Below are 16,077 nucleotides of genomic sequence, written 5' to 3'. Positions count from 1 at the left end.
CCGTTACTGCATTATGAAATCGTCTCTTCTGTTCTGGCTGTAGCTTTCTTCATCCATTCCGGGAAACAACGGCCGTTCTTCACCATAGCTGATGGTCTGTATCCTCGAGGAATCGACCCCCAGATCGATAAGATACTGCTTGGCGGCCATCGCCCTTCTTTCGCCCAGAGCGAGGTTGTACTCGTTGGTTCCCCGATCGTCGGTGTTGCCTTCAATGACAATCGCCCCTCCGGGGACGGACTGCATGTGCTCCGCGTTCTTTACCAGGACCTCGGTCATATCGGCGCGGATGCCGTACTGATCGAAGTCGAAGTAGATCGGGAACAGGTTGTCGGAACAACGACCGTGTAGTCTCTTGTATTCGTCGGAAGCGCTGTCCGCCATGGATCCGCCACCGGTTCTGCCGGGATCATCGAGGGTACCCTCCGATGCCAGGTTGTTTTCATCGTAGCCACTGCTGCCTGCACCACTGTCCATTCCGCTTGCACTGCTGCCGCCGTCGGGCGGAATGACCGCTTTCTTGCTGCAGCCGCCGGCGAACAGGGCAAGTGACCCGATAAGGGTGATGAGTACTGCGGTCCCGCAGAGCGTCTTTTTCATATGTTCTCCTGTCGTCGAGAGATTGGTATGTACATTAGGCAATACTAAAAATGATAGTGCATGATTGTATACAGATTTCAACAAATCGTATATTTTATCTCTAATCGGCGGAAGGTCAAGTAAATTTGACGTTTACCCGGCGTCGATGACGCAGAAACAGACCCGCCTTTCAAGGCTGAAAGGCAAAGACAGGAACCTGATGGACGAAACATACTACAGCCTTGCGGCCAGCTGTGCAATTGGAATGGAAGAGTTGGTGGCGGAGGAGGTTGCGTCCTTTGATGGCCGCAATATCAGCCGGTCGCCTGGCCTGGTATCCTGGGAGGGTGCCCTTGCCAGCGGTTACAGCGCGTGTCTGTGGTCACGCTATGCGTCCCGGGTTTTTCTCGAATTGGAATCGTTCGAGATGGCGGACGAGTCGGCGCTGTATGGCCGGAGCCGTGAAATCTGCTGGCAGGACCATCTGGACTTGGATACGACCTTTGCTATCGATTGCACCCTTTCCGGAAAACCGCTTCTGACCCACAGCCAGTTTGCCGCTCTGCGGCTCAAGGATGCGATTGCTGATAATTTCCGCGACCGTCTCGGCCGCAGGCCATCGGTCGATACCAACGCTCCCGGGGTTCGCTTCCATCTACATATCCATGATTCCTTGGCCCACATCTCCCTCGATCTTTCCGGCGACAGTCTGCATCGTCGGGGATACCGTGTCAGTGGTGGCCCCGCCCCGCTCAAGGAAACCCTTGCCGCCGCTCTGGTGGCGTTGAGCGGTTGGACCGACCAGCCGGGAGAGGTGTTGCTGGACCCGATGTGTGGAACCGGGACCCTGCTGATAGAGGCAGCGCTGATGTTCGGCGACTCGGCCCCGGGATTATCGCGCAAGCGGTTCGGCTTCATGGGGTGGAGGCAGCATGACGCGTCGTTGTGGAACACCCTCGTCGCAGAGGCGATAGTTCGGGAAGAGGCGGGCATGTCCCAACCTTGGCCCCAGTTTCTGGGATTCGATGCCGATCCGGCAATGGTGACCGCGGCGAAAAAGAATCTCGAGCGGGCCGGCATTGCAGATCATATAAAGATCAGACAGGGAGAGGTCGCCAGGCTGGAATCGCCCGGAGGGAGGGGGATGCTCCTCACTAATCTTCCTTTCGGCGAGCGACTTCTGGAAAAAGAGGAGGTGGCGCTCCTCTACAGGGCCTACGGCAGAATCGCCAGGCAGAGATTTCCCGGCTGGAGGATGGCGGTCTTTCTGTCCAGTCCGGAACTGACCGATTCGTTCGGGCTTTCATGGGACAAGCGACTCAAATTGTACAACGGTGATCTGGCCTGTCGATTGCTGGTGGGGACTGTGCCGGAAATCGATGACCAGGCGTTCACCTGGAATCTGGCTGATGTCGGCAATAGCGACGAGTTTGTCAACCGTCTGCGTAAGAATATGAAAAAAATGCAGAAATGGGCCGACAAGGAAGGTGTGCACTGTTACAGGATCTACGATCGCGATCTGCCGGAATATAATTTCAGCATCGACCTGTATGAAAAATGGGTGCACTTGCAGGAATACGCACCGCCGGGTTCGGTTGATCCGGATCTGGCCACGGCCAGGCTGAACCATGCGCTGCAGGGGATCAGGGATGTGTTCGGCATGCGCCGGGACAGGATATTCGTCAAGACCAGGCGGCGGCAGAAGGGAAGTGAGCAGTACCAGCAGCGAGAAAGCAGAAAAAAGCTGTATGAGGTCCGGGAGGGTGGCTGCCGGTTCCTGGTGAACTTCACCGATTATCTCGATACCGGTCTCTTTCTTGATCACCGCCCCGTCCGGATCCGTCTTGCCGGCAAGGTCAAAGGAAAGAGTTTTCTCAATCTTTTCGGTTATTCGGGAACAGCGACAGTCCATGCGGCGATGGGCGGCGCCCGATCGACAACCACTGTCGACCTGTCTGCCACCTACCTGCACTGGACCAGGATGAACCTGGCCTTGAACGGATTCTCGAGTTTCGCCCACACCACGATCAAAGCCGATTGTCTGCAATGGCTCGAGCAAAATCGTGGACAATACGATGTGATCTTTGTTGATCCCCCAACATTTTCCAACACCAAAAAGGAGCATCGGGTATTCGATATCCAGCGTGATCATGTTCGCCTGCTGACCCTGGCAATGGCGAGGCTGGCGGATGACGGTTTCCTTGTGTTTTCAACCAATTTTCGACGATTTTCACTTGATCCTGGGCTCGAGCGAAGTTTTGCGATTCGTGAGATCAGCAAGGAGACAATCCCCTTTGATTTCCAGCGAAATCAGAAAGTCCACAGGTGCTGGGAAATACGAAAGAAAAGTTTGGGTACCGGATAATATCCACTGAATCCATCGTTATATCTGAGATCGCAGGAGATACTGCAGGCTTCGCCATTTTTTCATCCCTGCCTCTCTCCGTTCCATCCACCCGCTTTCATATTGACAGATTCTGCTCTTCTGCCGTACGTCGGCCATAAGTCAATGTTTGTTCTGTACCTTTTTGCATATTCTGGTAAGTTGGAAAAAGTCATGTCTCAGTTGGAAGATGGGGGGGAATCCATATAACCAGCGCAAGGGGAGGTTCGTCGGTGTCAGAGACAAGAAGACTTCAGCAGCAGATACAGGATCTGCATGAACAAATGAGTGCTCAGCAGAAAGCCAACGCCTTTCTCCGTGAAAAAGTAAAACTATCGATTCTCACTGGCGAGCGCCCCGGCGGAACAGTCGAAAATGCGCTGGTCGAAGAAGAGGTGAAGAGAAGGACGCGCGAACTGCAGGCAGCTCTCGAGCAGGCCAGAAATGCCAACCGCCTCAAGGCTGAATTTCTTGAAAACATGAGCCATGAGTTACGGAACTCAATGAACGGCATCATGGGCATGACCGGACTGGTTCTGGAGAGCGATCTGGCTCCGGAACAGCGGCAGTACCTCGAAATGGTCGATGAATCAGTCGATCGCCTGCTTGATGTCGTCAACGACATCCTTGATTTTTCCCGGATCGAGGCCGGTCGTCTCGTCCTCGACCTTCAGGATTTCAACCTGAAAGAAAGTCTTGATCTCGACCTCTACCTGCTGGACCTGTCGGCGAGGGATAAGAATATCGCCCTGATGTGTGAAATAGATCGCGATGTCCCGCTCTTTATTCATTCCGACCCGATCCGCCTGGTCCAGATTCTGACCAATCTGGTCGCCAACGCCATCAAGTTCACCAAAAAAGGCAGCGTGACGATCCGGGTTTCCAATGACGGTTACGACGACAACGGGATGTTGATCCTGAAGTTTGCAGTCACCGATACCGGAATCGGCGTCAAACCTGAACGGCGCAAGGAGATCCTCAACACCTTCCATCAGGTCGGTTCGGAGAGTGCCCTGGCGACCGGGAGGGTCGGTCTGGGTCTGACCATTTCATCCCAGCTTGTCAGGCTCTTTGGGGGCGAGATTGGACTTGAAAGCGGCTCAAAGGGCTCGACGTTCTGGTTTACCGTGCCGGTGAAGGAAGTCACCGATATCGACGCGTTTGATGAGCTGGACCACCAGTCGTACGAGATTCCCGAAGAAAAGGCAGTATACGCCCTGCGTGGGGCGCAGATTCTGCTCGCCGAAGACGAGCCGATCAACCGGGTTCTGACCGAAACGCTGCTGCGGCAGGCCGGTGTGGAGGTGACCGCGGTTGAAAATGGTCAACTGGCCGTGCGGGAGGCAAAAAAAAGTTGTTATGATGTCATTCTGATGGATGTGCAGATGCCGGTGATGGACGGTCTTGAGGCGACACGTAAAATCCGCGATCACGAACGACAGCATGGCGGCCATCAGTGCATCATCGCCCTGACCGCCCTGGCGATGCAGGGTGACCGTGAAAAATGTCTGCAGGCCGGTATGGATGATTATTTGACCAAGCCGGTGGAGAAGTCCGATCTTATCGATATCCTGGTTAAATATCTTACCAACAGGGCCCTGGTGATCGACAATGATCCGGCGAGCCAGAACTTCATCGTCAGCTCTCTGATCGAGTCCGGGTGGAATGTCGTGATTGCCGAAACCGGCCGCTCGGCGATGTATGAGGCTTCTCTCGCCAATTTCGATCTGATCCTGCTCGATACCCAGATGTCTCAGGGTGACAGCCTGGAGGTGACGCGGATTATCAGGAAGCTGGAGGGTTATTCCGGGCGGCATTCCTACATTCTCGGGATCGGCTCCCTGGCCCCGGATGAAGGTCAGAGGTTTGTCGAAAACGGTCTTGACGCCTACCTGCAGCGGCCGATCACCGAGGCCTCGCTGCACGAGAAACTGGCGTTGTTCGAATAAGGGGAATATCTTGTGTTTCCCGTCTAGCGACAGCGCGCCGAGCTGATATTCCACCAAAATTCGACGAGAATCGATCTTTCCTGTAAAAATGGTCTGTCTGTCCAGCGCCGCCAGCCCCTTCCATCAAACGCCAGAGCTTGTCCATCATGCTGCAGTATTCCCGAGTCTGTCTTGATACCTTCGGTTATCAGCTCCCGCCTAGAATCCTGACCTCGGCGGAGATTGAAAACCGCCTTGCCCCGTTGTATGACCGGTTGCGTCTGACGCCGGGACGTCTCGAACTGATGACCGGCATTCAGGAGCGGCGCCTGTGGCCTCCGGGGACGAAACCGAGCGAGGCGGCGATCATGGCGGGACGGATTGCTCTCGAGAAGGGGGGCTGGGATCCGGCGCGCATCGAGTGCCTGATCTTCACCTCCGTGTCGCGGGACATGATGGAACCGGCCACCGCCTCGTTTGTCCACCTCGGTCTTGGACTGTCGCCGACCTGTCTGATTTTCGATATCTCAAACGCCTGTCTGGGTTTTCTTGATGGCATGGTCATGCTGGCCAATATGATCGAGCTTGGTCAGGTCCGTAACGGGCTTGTCGTCTCGGGCGAGACCGCCGAAGAGTTGCTGGAATCGACGATGGAAACCCTCGTCCGGGACACGAGCCTGAGCCGGAAGGCGATCAAGCCGGCATTTGCCTCTCTGACGATCGGTTCCGGATCGATCGCTCTGGTCATGGAGCGGGCCGGCGCCGACGAGCGGCGATGCCGTCTGGTGCACGGGAGCTGGAGGGCGAGCACGGTACATTCCGACCTGTGCCATGGCAATCAGCATGGAGCCAGGACGACATTGATGGAGACCAACTCGGAGGAGTTGATGCACCGCGGGGTCGAGGCAGCCTGGCGGACGTGGCAGATTTTCTCCAGTGTTCCTGGATGGGGGGGGGAGGATGTCGATCGGTTTTTCTGTCATCAGGTCGGAACGGCCCATGCACGGCTGCTGTTTGAACGCCTCGGACTCGATAGCGGTAAGAATTTTGAAACCCTGGAAACGCTGGGCAATGTCGGTTCGGTCTCAGCCCCGATCACCATGGCCATGGCGATGGAGCAGGAGGCATTCAAACCGGGACAGAAAGCGGCTCTGCTGGGGATCGGCAGCGGCATCAACTGTATGATGCTCGGGGTGGATTGGGGGCAATAGATGGAATTCACGAACGAACAGGGGCAGACCCTGCTGAAACTGGCCCGCCGTACCATCGCCTCCCGGCTCGGTCGCGGTGAGGCTCCGGAATGCGGCGACGACTACAGGGACCTGCAGCAGCAGAGGGCCGTCTTTGTCACCCTGAAAAAGCGGGGACGATTGCGTGGCTGTATCGGCAACCTCGAACCGGTCGGACCGCTGTGGCAGGGGGTCAGGGACAACGCCCTCAACGCCGCCTTTAACGACTTCCGTTTTCCGCCGCTGACGGCCGAGGAGATTGATGAAGTACATATCGACATCTCGATCCTTGGTCCTGCGGTGCCGCTCGAATATTCCGATGCCGACGATCTCCTGGCCAAGCTGCAACCAGGGCTGGATGGGGTGATTTTGCGCAGCGGCACGGCCGGAGCGACGTTTCTGCCTCAGGTCTGGCAGCAGCTGCCGGATCCGGAAAATTTTCTCTATCACCTGTGCCGGAAAGCGGGGTTGAGCGGTTTGGCGTGGCGGCATTCGCAACCGGAGATCCTTATCTACAGGGTTCAGAGTTTTGAGGAGGAATGAGTTGAACGAGCTTCCGCTTCCTGAGCCACTGGTCCAGCGGCTCAAAAATATCTATCGGGCCCTGGAGGAGGATTATGATGAGGTGGCCCGGCAGCTGCAGTTCAGCTGTTCAGGGTGTCCGGACAATTGCTGTGACTCGTATTTTCTCCATTATACCTATGTCGAATGGGCCTACCTGTGGCAAGGTTTGAGAGAACTGCCCCCGGTACGGCAGAAGAATATCCTTGACCGGGCCGGAGAGGTGGTCCGGGTCTGTCGGGAGGAGCTGGCGCACGGACGAAGGCCGGTCGTCATGTGCCCGCTGAACGAAAATGGGCTCTGCGTCCTGTACCCCTATCGGTTATTGGTCTGCAGGACACATGGGGTGCCGGCGGTGATGACGCTGCCGGACGGCAGGCGGTTGTCCTTTCCCGGTTGCTACCGCTGCCAGGAAGTCGTCAGGGGCAGGGAAAATGATGCCGGAGTCCCCTTCGTCGATCGGACCAAACTGCTTCAGCTACTGGTCATGCTGGAGAGCGAACTGCTGCAGGGACTCCACAGCCCTCGCCCCAGGATCAGAATGACCATCGCCGAGATGCTGGTCAAAGGACCCCCAACCCTCACCTGACCGGTTGGACGGCTGAAAACCGGGGGCGCGCCGGCCCTGGCAGACCGGGATCCGGTGTGCATCCAACTCGTTTCAACTCAATACAGTGATGACTATGCAGGTCAACGTCAAAAAAAAGCAGCCGAATTCAAAGATGTGTTTTGTCTGCGGCCTGAAGAATGCGTTCGGATTGAAATGCCGGTTCTATGAGCTGGATAATGGCGAGCTCATGGCGATATTTCAGCCGTCGCCGGAACACCAGGGATATCCTGGACGGCTGCACGGGGGGATCGCTGCCACCATCCTCGATGAAACCATCGGGCGGGCCATCATGCAGGCGTACTCCGATAATATCTGGGGGGTGACCGTCGATTTTTCGATGCGTCTGCGCAAGCCGGTACCGATAGACCATGAAGTCCGGGTGGTCGGCCGGATCGTCAGGGACGGCAAAAGAGGCTTTGAGGGCACCGGCGAGATCATCCTCGACGATGGAACGGTGGCGATAGAGGCGAAGGGAAAATACCTCAAGATGGACATCGGCAAGATCGCCGATTTCGACCATCGGGAGCAGGAATGGGGCGTCGTTGGATCTCCGGATGATCCGGACTACGTCACATTGCCCTGAGACGGTGGAAGAGAACGGGGATGACGATTGATCCGGAAAATCCGGGGGAAGGATGGACCCTCACCCCGATTGGTCGCATCCATTCCTGTTTTACCGAAAAATTCGGGATTCCGCGACAGCCGGGACTGGTTGCAGAGGCGAAGGCGACCCTGGAGATCCTTCCCCCCTTTGATCGTCGAGAGATGTTCAAAGGGTTGGAAAGATTTTCTCACCTCTGGCTCCACTTCATCTTTCACGGGACCCTTGTCGAAGGCTGGAAGAATACGGTCCGGCCCCCATGGCTCGGCGGTCGGACCAGGGTGGGGGTTTTTGCCAGCCGCAGCCCGCACCGTCCGAACTTTCTTGGTCTGTCCGTCGTCCGGCTCCTGGCCCTCCGTTTCGAAAACAGCAAGATCCTCCTTGAGCTTGGCGGGATCGATCTCCTCGATCAGACGCCGGTGGTCGATATCAAGCCGTATCTGCCCTACAGCGATCGGATCACCGAGGCGACAAGCGGATATGCGATGACGATCCCGGCCTCGGTGGCTGTGAGCTTCAGCGAAGAGGTTGTCGCCTTTGGCATGAACTATCGGAACGAGTACGGACGGGATATTCTCCGGTTGATTGGCCAGATCCTGAAACAGGACCCGCGTCCTGCCAGTCAGAAGGAGACGGGACGGGAATTCGGCATGCAGCTCTGGGATGTCAATGTCCGCTGGCAGGCGAGGGAGAAAGATTTTCTGGTGCTGAGCTGTCGGCAGGTTACGGCCGGCTGAAACCTTCGATGACACTGCGCACCCGACCGCCGATCTCGTACTGGCCGGTTTCGACGTCGTAGCGGAGGCTGCCTCCATGAATCTCGGCATCTTCGGCGACCAGTCTGGTCGCCCCCGGGCACCAGACCGTCCGTTTTTCATCGTCATAGTAGAGCAGATCGGTATACAGGCTCTGTTTGTCCTTGGTCTTGTTGATGACGACGTTGTCGATCAGGGTGAGCTGCTTGGTCTCGACGTTGTACAACCCCCGGTCGGCGGTGATGTTGGTGATCTCGCCTTCATTGTCATAGATGTCGGTATCGACTCCGGTCATCATATACTCATCGGGCTTGTCGCCCGTCCGGGCGTTTTCCGCTCGTATTTCCGCCGACTTTTTACCGCTGTGGATCTGCTGGACCCGGACCTTGTCCATGGTGAAATTGTGGGTCTCGTTGTCGACGTTGGCGTAGGCCGGGTCATAACCGCCGCGCGGAGTGAGAAAGGAGGCCAGGGGGATCCGCCACAGCGGGAACGTGACGAGCAGGACCAGCGGCACCAGCCACAGGAGGTTGCGTTGACTGATCATCGGCTCAGGTACCGTTGCAGCAAACCGGTAAGCAGTCCCTTCGCTTCCAGAATGACCTCGCAGGCCTCGCGCACCGCCCCTGCCCCTCCCGGCCGCGAGGTGACATAATGGGCGGTCTCTTTGACGGCGGCAACGGCATTGGCCGGGGCGAGGGCCAGGCCGACCCGTGACAGCAGGCAGAGATCGAGCCAGTCGTCTCCCATGTAGGCGATTTGGTAGGGCCTGAACCCGGAGGTCTTGAGGATCTCGTTCAATGTTGCCAGCTTGTTTGAAGATCCCTGGAAGGTGTAGCGCAATTTCAGTTCACTGGCCCGGCGTGTCACCACCTTCGACCGGCGGGCGGTGATCAGGCCGGCCTCGATGCCGGCTTCCTGCAGCAGCCTGAGGCCGAAACCATCCTGGGTATGAAAGCTTTTCCCTTCGACCTCGCCGCCTGAATAGTGGATGGTGCCGTCGGTCATTACGCCGTCGACATCCAGCAACAGTACCTGTATTTCCTTGGCCTTGTCGCGGACAAGAAGATTGTCGCGGCTGCTGTCCGCGCGCTGGGTCCGTTCGCGGGCGAGGGTGCGGTAACCCTCGGTAATCTCGCAGTCGGACGGATAGGCGCCTGGATTGGCGGGTGAGCATGGGCTGGTCATTGCGATGCGGTGTTTCCTGATTTCAGAGGGCGGCCCGGATCCTCAGCAGCTGGGCGAGAACCGGCTCGATGCCGTCGAGGGGCAGAGAGTTTGGACCGTCGCAGAGAGCCTTTTCCGGTTGCGGATGGATTTCGATGAACAGCCCGTCGATCCCGACCGCCATCGCCGCCCGGGCCAGCGGCACGATGAACTCCCGCTGCCCCCCGGATGAGCCGCCGGCCCCGCCGGGGAGTTGGACCGAATGTGTCGCGTCGTAGATCACCGGACAGCCGAACGAGCGCATGACCGGCAGCGACCGCATATCGACCACGAGGTTATTGTACCCGAACGTCGCCCCCCGTTCGACCAGCATGATCCTGCTCCCGCCGGCGCCGCGCAGTTTGTTGACGGCGTTCTCCATATCCCAGGGGGAGACGAACTGGCCTTTCTTGACGTTGACCGGCTTGCCGGTTTCGGCGGCGGCGACGAGCAGGTCGGTCTGGCGGCAGAGAAAGGCCGGAATCTGCAGGATGTCGAGGACCTCGGCGGCCCTGTCGACCTGGGACACATCATGGATATCGGATATGACCGGCACCCCCAGCTCATGGCGGATCCGGGAAAGAATGGCCAGCCCTTCCGTGATCCCGGGGCCGCGGTAGGATCGAAGCGAGGTGCGGTTGGCCTTGTCGAAGGAGGCCTTGAAGACATACCTGATTCCCAGTCGGGCGCAGATTGCCTTCAGGGTGCCGGCGACCTGGCGGGCGAGCTGTTCGGACTCGAGGGCGCACGGCCCGCCGATCAGCAGTAGCGGCTGGCCGCTGCCGACCAGGATCGGCGCCTCGGTCGGATGATCGATGGCAATGGGTGCTACCAACTGTTCACCCATTGTTTTTCTTGGTCAAGGCGGCACTGATGAAATCACGGAACAGGGGATGGGGGTGCATCGGTTTGGACTTGAACTCGGGGTGGAACTGGCAGCCGAGAAACCAGGGATGGTCCTCTATCTCGACGATTTCAACTAGATTGTTGTCGGGAGAGACCCCAGAAACCACCAGGCCGCAGGCCTCGAGTTGTTCCCGGTACAGGTTGTTGAATTCGAAGCGGTGCCTGTGCCGCTCGGAGATTTCCGCCTGCCCGTAGGCCCGGGCCGCATGGGTGTCTTCCTTGAGGACGCAGGGATAGGCGCCGAGCCGCAGCGTTCCGCCCATATCGGAGGTTTCGTCCCGGACCTGCATCTGGTTGGTGCGGTAGTCGAACCACTCTTTGATCAGGTAGATCACCGGATCGGGGGAGGCAGAATCGAGTTCGGTCGAATTGGCATTGGCAAGACCGGCGATATGGCGGGAGAACTCGACGACCGCCAGTTGCATACCGAAGCAGATCCCGAAGAACGGAATCTTGTTGCTCCGGGCGTGGGAGATGGCCCTGATCTTCCCTTCCGCGCCGCGTTTGCCGAAGCCGCCGGGGACGAGGATACCGGTGCAGCCGTCGAGCAGTTCGGCCGGATCTTTCTCTTCGAGGTCTTCGGCGCTGATGTAGCGCAGCCTGACTTTCGTGCCGTTGGCCAGACCGCCGTGGATCAAGGCCTCATGCAGGCTCTTGTACGATTCGGTGAGCTCGACGTACTTGCCGGTGATGGCGATCGTCACCTCGTTTTTCGGGTGCTTGATGGTGTGGACCAGGTCTTCCCACGGTTTGATATTGGGTTGACCGGTCCAGACGTTGAGCAGTTCGAGGATCTTCGCGTCCAGGCCCTCGCGATAGAAGTGGAGAGGCATCTCATAGATGGTCTCGACATCGATACCGGTGATGACCGCATCCTTCTGGACATTGCAGAACAGGGCGATCTTGGCCTTGAGGCTGTCCTCGAGGGGGACCTCGGTCCGGCAGATCAGGATGTCCGGCTGGATCCCGTCCGCCCGCAGTTCGCGGACCGAGTGCTGGGTCGGCTTGGTCTTGACCTCGCCGGCGGTCTTGATGTACGGGACCAGGGTCAGGTGGATGAACAGCGAGTATTCCCGACCGAGGTCGGTTCGCAGTTGGCGGATAGCTTCGATGAAGGGCAGGCCCTCGATGTCGCCGACCGTGCCGCCGATCTCGATGATGGCGAAATCGGCGCAGCCGTCAAGCTGGAGGATGGCCGCCTTGATCTCGTCGGTGATATGGGGGATGACCTGTACGGTGCCGCCGAGGTATTCACCGCGCCTTTCCTTGGTGATGACCGAATAATAGATGCGGCCGGTGGTGTAGTTGTTTTTCTGGGACATTACGGCGTTGGTGAAGCGCTCGTAATGTCCCATGTCGAGATCGGTTTCGGCGCCGTCGTCGGTGACGTAGACCTCGCCATGCTGGAACGGGTTCATCGTCCCGGGGTCGACGTTGATGTAGGGGTCAAGTTTCTGGAAGGTGACGGTGAGCCCCCGGCACTCGAGAAGTGCCCCGATGGTGGCTGCAGCGAGCCCCTTGCCCAGGGAGGAAAGAACGCCGCCGGTGACGAAAATGAACTTGGTCCGTTTGCTGGTCTGTGGTGTTTTCATGGCGCTACTATAGCAATGGCACCCCTTTTTTGGAATAGAAAAGCCGGAAGCACCGCTGAAATTATGGCTGAATATGCGATAGGCGGCCGCCGTTTCCGCCTCGGCCGCATCTTTTTCGATCCTCCGCCGATTTCAGTTTGGCCTTGGCGTTCTCGCGGCCGGCAGCAGGACGGTCATGTGCTCGGTTTCGGAGGTGGTTTCAGGTGTCGGATGCATTTTTTGTCAGCTGGACGAAGCGGTGGCCTCTGTTCTGCCGTTGAGGATGTCCTCGACCGTGAGGTCACCGATGCGGGTGGTGAAGATGGCCTGCAGCAGCGGCCGCAGTTCCCTCTCCTCGGCTTCGGTGAACAGAAAACCGGGGAGAGGGCGGGCGGTCATGGTGCGGAGCCGTCCCTGCATGATCCGCGACGGATCGGCGAGGGCCTCGGCAACCGGGCGGTAGGCCGAGATATCGAGAAGTGCCAGCAGGACGTCGACAATGTTGCCCCAGTACTCCTTTTGTCCCAGGTGCTCGATCAGCTGCAGCATGGCGGTGCCGGCGGTGAGATAATCGGCGTCGACCTCGGCCGGCTGCGTCGCCGAACAGCGAACGGTCGAGATGAAACAGCGGCAGGCAAACGGGCGCACCGGATAGATTCGACAGACATCGTCTTCAAGCAGGGGGCAGGTGGTCAGGGATTCGTTGGTCCCGGCATCGGCCTCCCGTTGGTTGATGCAGGCGTGGGCGAACTCGTTGGTGGTCATTCGCGGCCGTTCGACGTGGGCCGGCAGGCGCAATCGGTCGGCCAGCCATTGCTCCAACCCGCGGCTGATGACATAGGCAAGGATTCTTTCTCCTTCGAGGGCGGTAATGGTGACATTCTCGGTACAGCAGGCACTGCATCCCATTGAGCAGACACGGTCGTATTGCTGTCCCCATTGGTCGAATTCGGCGATGATGGTCTGGTAAGCTGCTTTTTTCATTATGTTCTCTATGGTGTGTGATTGCTGGGTTGGAAATATAATAATACGGCTGTTTGGCCGGTTGTCATCCCTGGGGTGAAATCAGCATGTCTCAGCGCAGGCCCTGCAGGGTCAAAAAGGCCAGTGCCGAATAGCGGCAGACCTTGCCGAGTGGGACGAGGACCAGGAACAGCGGCAGGGGGGTCCGCAGGGCCCCGGCGACAAGGCAGAGGGGATCTCCGACGATCGGAACCCAGGAGAGCAGCAGCGACCAGACGCCGAACCGGCGGTACATCGTTCCGGCACGGTGGAGGTCGTGGGCGGAGAGCCGCAGTACCCGCCGGGTGAGGACGTCGGAACCGAAAATGCCGATCAGGTAGGTCGTAACGGCCCCGAGGGAATTGCCCAGAGTGGCGACCGCCACGGTGGTCGGGGCAGGATACCCCTCGACGATGAGCAGAATCAGCAGCCATTCCGAACCGAGCGGCACCAGGGTCGAGGCGAGAAGACTGAGGCCGAACAGCGACACCAGGCCATAGGGCGGCGACAGCATCCCGGCGATATCCATATCAGCGGATCATCTCCATGGCGATTTCATTTCTCCCGTGAACTTCCCGGCTGCCGGGATTCGCCCACTTGCTCCTCGTCATCGAGGTCGAGGCCGGTACCGCCGCAGGCCGGGCATTCTTCGGTCGTCAGCAGGAACCGGCTGACACCCTTGAATGAGGAGATCTGGCCGCAGCCGTTGCACAAGGGGCACGGCGGCGGCGCCGGGGTCGGCTCGTTCATATCACCGTCGCCGAGGCCGCGACGGTCGTGCCCACAATGTGTGAGGCCTGGTAATTGGTGGTCATGAACATGGTTGCCGGATGGCCGGTATTCCCCATCGCTCTCTCGGTATGGTTCAGACCACGGGCGGTTTGGTCTGGTCGGCCAGGGTCTGCTTGCAGATCAGGGCCGCCCCGACGGCGTTGCCAACCTCGCAGTACTGTGGGAACGATACCGTGGTCGCCAGCCTCGAGGCGACCGCCGGCAGAAAGTACCGGGCGGCGGCGCCGATGCCTATCAGCGGGATCTTCAGCGAGAAGTTGACGCCGAGGACCGGATGGTCGTTGCGGCCGGCGATGAAGCTGGTCAGCGAATTGCCCCAGTAATGCTGAACGAGGTGATCGATGACGAGGTTCTCGATCTGCTCTTCCGTCCGCCTGAGGACGAGCTCGCAGAAGGCCTCCGCGGTCATGCCGATCTCCCGAGCCAGAATCGCGGCCCCGGCCAGGGCCCTGGTGCGATCCCCCAGATCGATGCGGTGAAGGACATGCAGGGCGTCGGTCGGGGTAAAGCCGCATTCGTAGGTCCGCTGCAACCTCTCCAGATTTTCGAGATCCCGGTCGAGGGTAACGCCGCTGAGGCCGGTGGCCCGTCGGATCTGCTCCGGGGTTGCCTGGCCCTGGGTGCGGAGGAAGGTTGTCAGCCTGTCTTCCGCCGGCATTTTTGATTCGGGACGAAAGACGATGAGCCGGCTCCGCTCTTCCTTGCCGAACCAGCCGTCGATCGGCGGCAGGTCTGCCGCCATCGCCAGGGGGACGACGCGGTTGGGGCCGATGGTGAGGTGCCCCTTGTCGTTCATAGAGACATGTGAATCACCGCCGATACCGCCGGTGCTCATGTCGATGGCCTCGACGTGAGTCCGCCAGCCCCCGATTTTGCAGCCTTCGGTGGCCATCAGCGGCTGGCCGTCCTTGATCATCGCGATATCGGTAGTGGTTCCGCCGATATCGATGATGAGGGCGCTGGCGGTGGTTTGCTCGGCACCGAAACTGGCGGTGCAGGCCGGGCCGCTGGCGACTGTCATGCCCGCCAGTTCCACGGCCCGGTCGGAGGAAATGGTCCCGGCGTTACCGCTGATGATGACCATCGGGCAGGACAGGCCCCGGGCGGTCATCGCCTGCTGCACCCCGGTGATATACTCCTCCATGATCGGCATCAACTTGGCGTGGAGGCCGGCGGTCGCCGCCCGCTCCTGCATGCCCGCGGTCTGGCTGACGCGATGGGAACAGAACACCGGCTTGGGATCGATCATCTCGATGGCCTTTGCCGTCACCAGTTCATGGGTCGGGTTGACCATCGACATCGCCGCACATACGCCGTAGGCATCGACCTCATCCTTCAGGCCATGGATCAGGCTGACAAGATAATGAAGTTCGAGCGGTTCCTCCTCTTCGCCCATGATGGTGTGGCCGCCCTTGACGAAGATCACTGCCTTGACCGGGAGTTTGAAGTGCCTGACGTAGCCGATGACGAGCAGGGCGACCCGGGCTCCCTTGTTTTCGACGACGCTGTTGGTGGCCAGGGTCGAGGAGACGGCCACCGCGCCGATTTTTTCGAGCGGGATCCCAGCCCCCTGCAGCAGGGCGGCAAGGGCGGCACCGGTGCTGTCCGCCAGCTGGTGATGGGTGGTTGGTTTCTTGGCGACAGCGACGATCCTGCCGCTTTCCCTCTCCATCAGGACGGCATCGGTGAACGTGCCGCCGGTATCAATACCGATAATATATGTGTGCATGCCCAGTAATGTTCGTAGGGATTTTCGAGATCAACGATGCGGCCGCCTGACGCTGCAGATGGTCTGCCGGGGCGTATTCCTGCAGATCATATACCGTAATAAAGAAGGAAAGGACAATGGAAAACGCCGGCGGTGGGGGCCGGCGGCAGGAGGGAAGGGTGGTTACAACGGTGATTGCGGCTTGTCTCGTATTACCGGGTAGTGTATCCTGCAACGGATGGAAGT

16 protein-coding genes are annotated in these 16,077 nt (G+C 59.0%); 7 read left to right on the top strand and 9 right to left on the bottom strand.

The window, feature by feature from the left end:
• Positions 1-3: 3 nt before the first annotated feature.
• A complete protein-coding gene (gene pal / locus HNQ81_RS05895; protein ID WP_183349296.1) occupies positions 4-600 on the bottom strand; it encodes a peptidoglycan-associated lipoprotein Pal in 597 nt (198 codons plus the stop codon).
• 199 nt (positions 601-799) lie between these two features.
• Here pal and rlmKL point away from each other — a divergent pair, with 199 nt between their 5' ends.
• The 7 genes from rlmKL to tsaA all read left to right on the top strand — a co-directional run bounded on the left by rlmKL (position 800) and on the right by tsaA (position 8,628).
• On the top strand, positions 800-2,944 hold the full coding sequence (rlmKL, locus tag HNQ81_RS05890; RefSeq protein WP_183349294.1) for a bifunctional 23S rRNA (guanine(2069)-N(7))-methyltransferase RlmK/23S rRNA (guanine(2445)-N(2))-methyltransferase RlmL: 2,145 nt from the start codon (positions 800-802) through the stop codon (positions 2,942-2,944).
• 302 nt (positions 2,945-3,246) lie between these two features.
• Positions 3,247-4,911, top strand: a complete 1,665-nt coding sequence (locus HNQ81_RS05885; RefSeq protein ID WP_183349284.1) for a response regulator — start codon at positions 3,247-3,249, stop codon at positions 4,909-4,911.
• 146 nt (positions 4,912-5,057) lie between these two features.
• Positions 5,058-6,101, top strand: a complete 1,044-nt coding sequence (locus tag HNQ81_RS05880) for a 3-oxoacyl-ACP synthase III (RefSeq protein WP_205240182.1) — start codon at positions 5,058-5,060, stop codon at positions 6,099-6,101.
• Positions 6,102-6,662 (top strand): AmmeMemoRadiSam system protein A, encoded by a 561-nt coding sequence (gene amrA / locus HNQ81_RS05875; RefSeq protein WP_183349282.1) that lies wholly within the window; start codon positions 6,102-6,104, stop codon positions 6,660-6,662.
• A gap of 1 nt (position 6,663) precedes the next feature.
• Positions 6,664-7,269 (top strand): hypothetical protein, encoded by a 606-nt coding sequence (locus tag HNQ81_RS05870; protein ID WP_183349280.1) that lies wholly within the window; start codon positions 6,664-6,666, stop codon positions 7,267-7,269.
• A gap of 208 nt (positions 7,270-7,477) precedes the next feature.
• Complete coding sequence (locus HNQ81_RS05865) at positions 7,478-7,873, top strand: PaaI family thioesterase (protein ID WP_205240183.1); 396 nt, start codon at positions 7,478-7,480, stop codon at positions 7,871-7,873.
• Positions 7,874-7,893: 20 nt separating this feature from the next.
• Entirely contained in the window at positions 7,894-8,628 is a 735-nt protein-coding gene (tsaA, locus tag HNQ81_RS05860) for a tRNA (N6-threonylcarbamoyladenosine(37)-N6)-methyltransferase TrmO (RefSeq protein WP_183349278.1), read from the top strand.
• Here tsaA and lptC read toward each other — a convergent pair.
• The 8 genes from lptC to HNQ81_RS05820 form a co-directional block, all read right to left on the bottom strand.
• Positions 8,615-9,193: an LPS export ABC transporter periplasmic protein LptC gene (lptC, locus tag HNQ81_RS05855; RefSeq protein WP_183349276.1), complete on the bottom strand. Its 579-nt coding sequence runs from the start codon at positions 9,191-9,193 to the stop codon at positions 8,615-8,617. The two genes, tsaA and lptC, sit on opposite strands and share 14 nt — an antisense overlap.
• The gene (locus HNQ81_RS05850) at positions 9,190-9,834 is read right to left on the bottom strand and encodes a KdsC family phosphatase (protein ID WP_183349274.1); all 645 of its coding nucleotides are present in this window, start codon (positions 9,832-9,834) and stop codon (positions 9,190-9,192) included. The genes lptC and HNQ81_RS05850 overlap by 4 nt, the downstream gene beginning before the upstream one ends.
• Before the next feature lie 22 nt (positions 9,835-9,856).
• Complete coding sequence (kdsA, locus tag HNQ81_RS05845) at positions 9,857-10,699, bottom strand: 3-deoxy-8-phosphooctulonate synthase (protein ID WP_183349272.1); 843 nt, start codon at positions 10,697-10,699, stop codon at positions 9,857-9,859.
• Complete coding sequence (gene pyrG, locus HNQ81_RS05840; RefSeq protein WP_183349270.1) at positions 10,692-12,350, bottom strand: CTP synthase; 1,659 nt, start codon at positions 12,348-12,350, stop codon at positions 10,692-10,694. The genes kdsA and pyrG overlap by 8 nt, the downstream gene beginning before the upstream one ends.
• A gap of 222 nt (positions 12,351-12,572) precedes the next feature.
• Complete coding sequence (locus tag HNQ81_RS05835) at positions 12,573-13,313, bottom strand: YkgJ family cysteine cluster protein (protein WP_183349268.1); 741 nt, start codon at positions 13,311-13,313, stop codon at positions 12,573-12,575.
• A 91-nt stretch (positions 13,314-13,404) separates the two neighbouring features.
• The gene (locus tag HNQ81_RS05830) at positions 13,405-13,860 is read right to left on the bottom strand and encodes a YqaA family protein (protein ID WP_240191650.1); all 456 of its coding nucleotides are present in this window, start codon (positions 13,858-13,860) and stop codon (positions 13,405-13,407) included.
• Positions 13,861-13,886: 26 nt separating this feature from the next.
• On the bottom strand, positions 13,887-14,081 hold the full coding sequence (locus HNQ81_RS05825; protein ID WP_183349266.1) for a hypothetical protein: 195 nt from the start codon (positions 14,079-14,081) through the stop codon (positions 13,887-13,889).
• Between the two features lie 115 nt (positions 14,082-14,196).
• A complete protein-coding gene (locus HNQ81_RS05820; RefSeq protein WP_183349264.1) occupies positions 14,197-15,852 on the bottom strand; it encodes a hydantoinase/oxoprolinase N-terminal domain-containing protein in 1,656 nt (551 codons plus the stop codon).
• Positions 15,853-16,077: the final 225 nt, after the last annotated feature.

The organism is Desulfoprunum benzoelyticum (genome assembly GCF_014201505.1).
GTDB classification, from domain to species: domain Bacteria; phylum Desulfobacterota; class Desulfobulbia; order Desulfobulbales; family Desulfocapsaceae; genus Desulfoprunum; species Desulfoprunum benzoelyticum.
The sequence above is the reverse complement of the archived record's forward strand: the minus strand, read 5'-3'. Positions and strand labels throughout refer to the sequence as shown.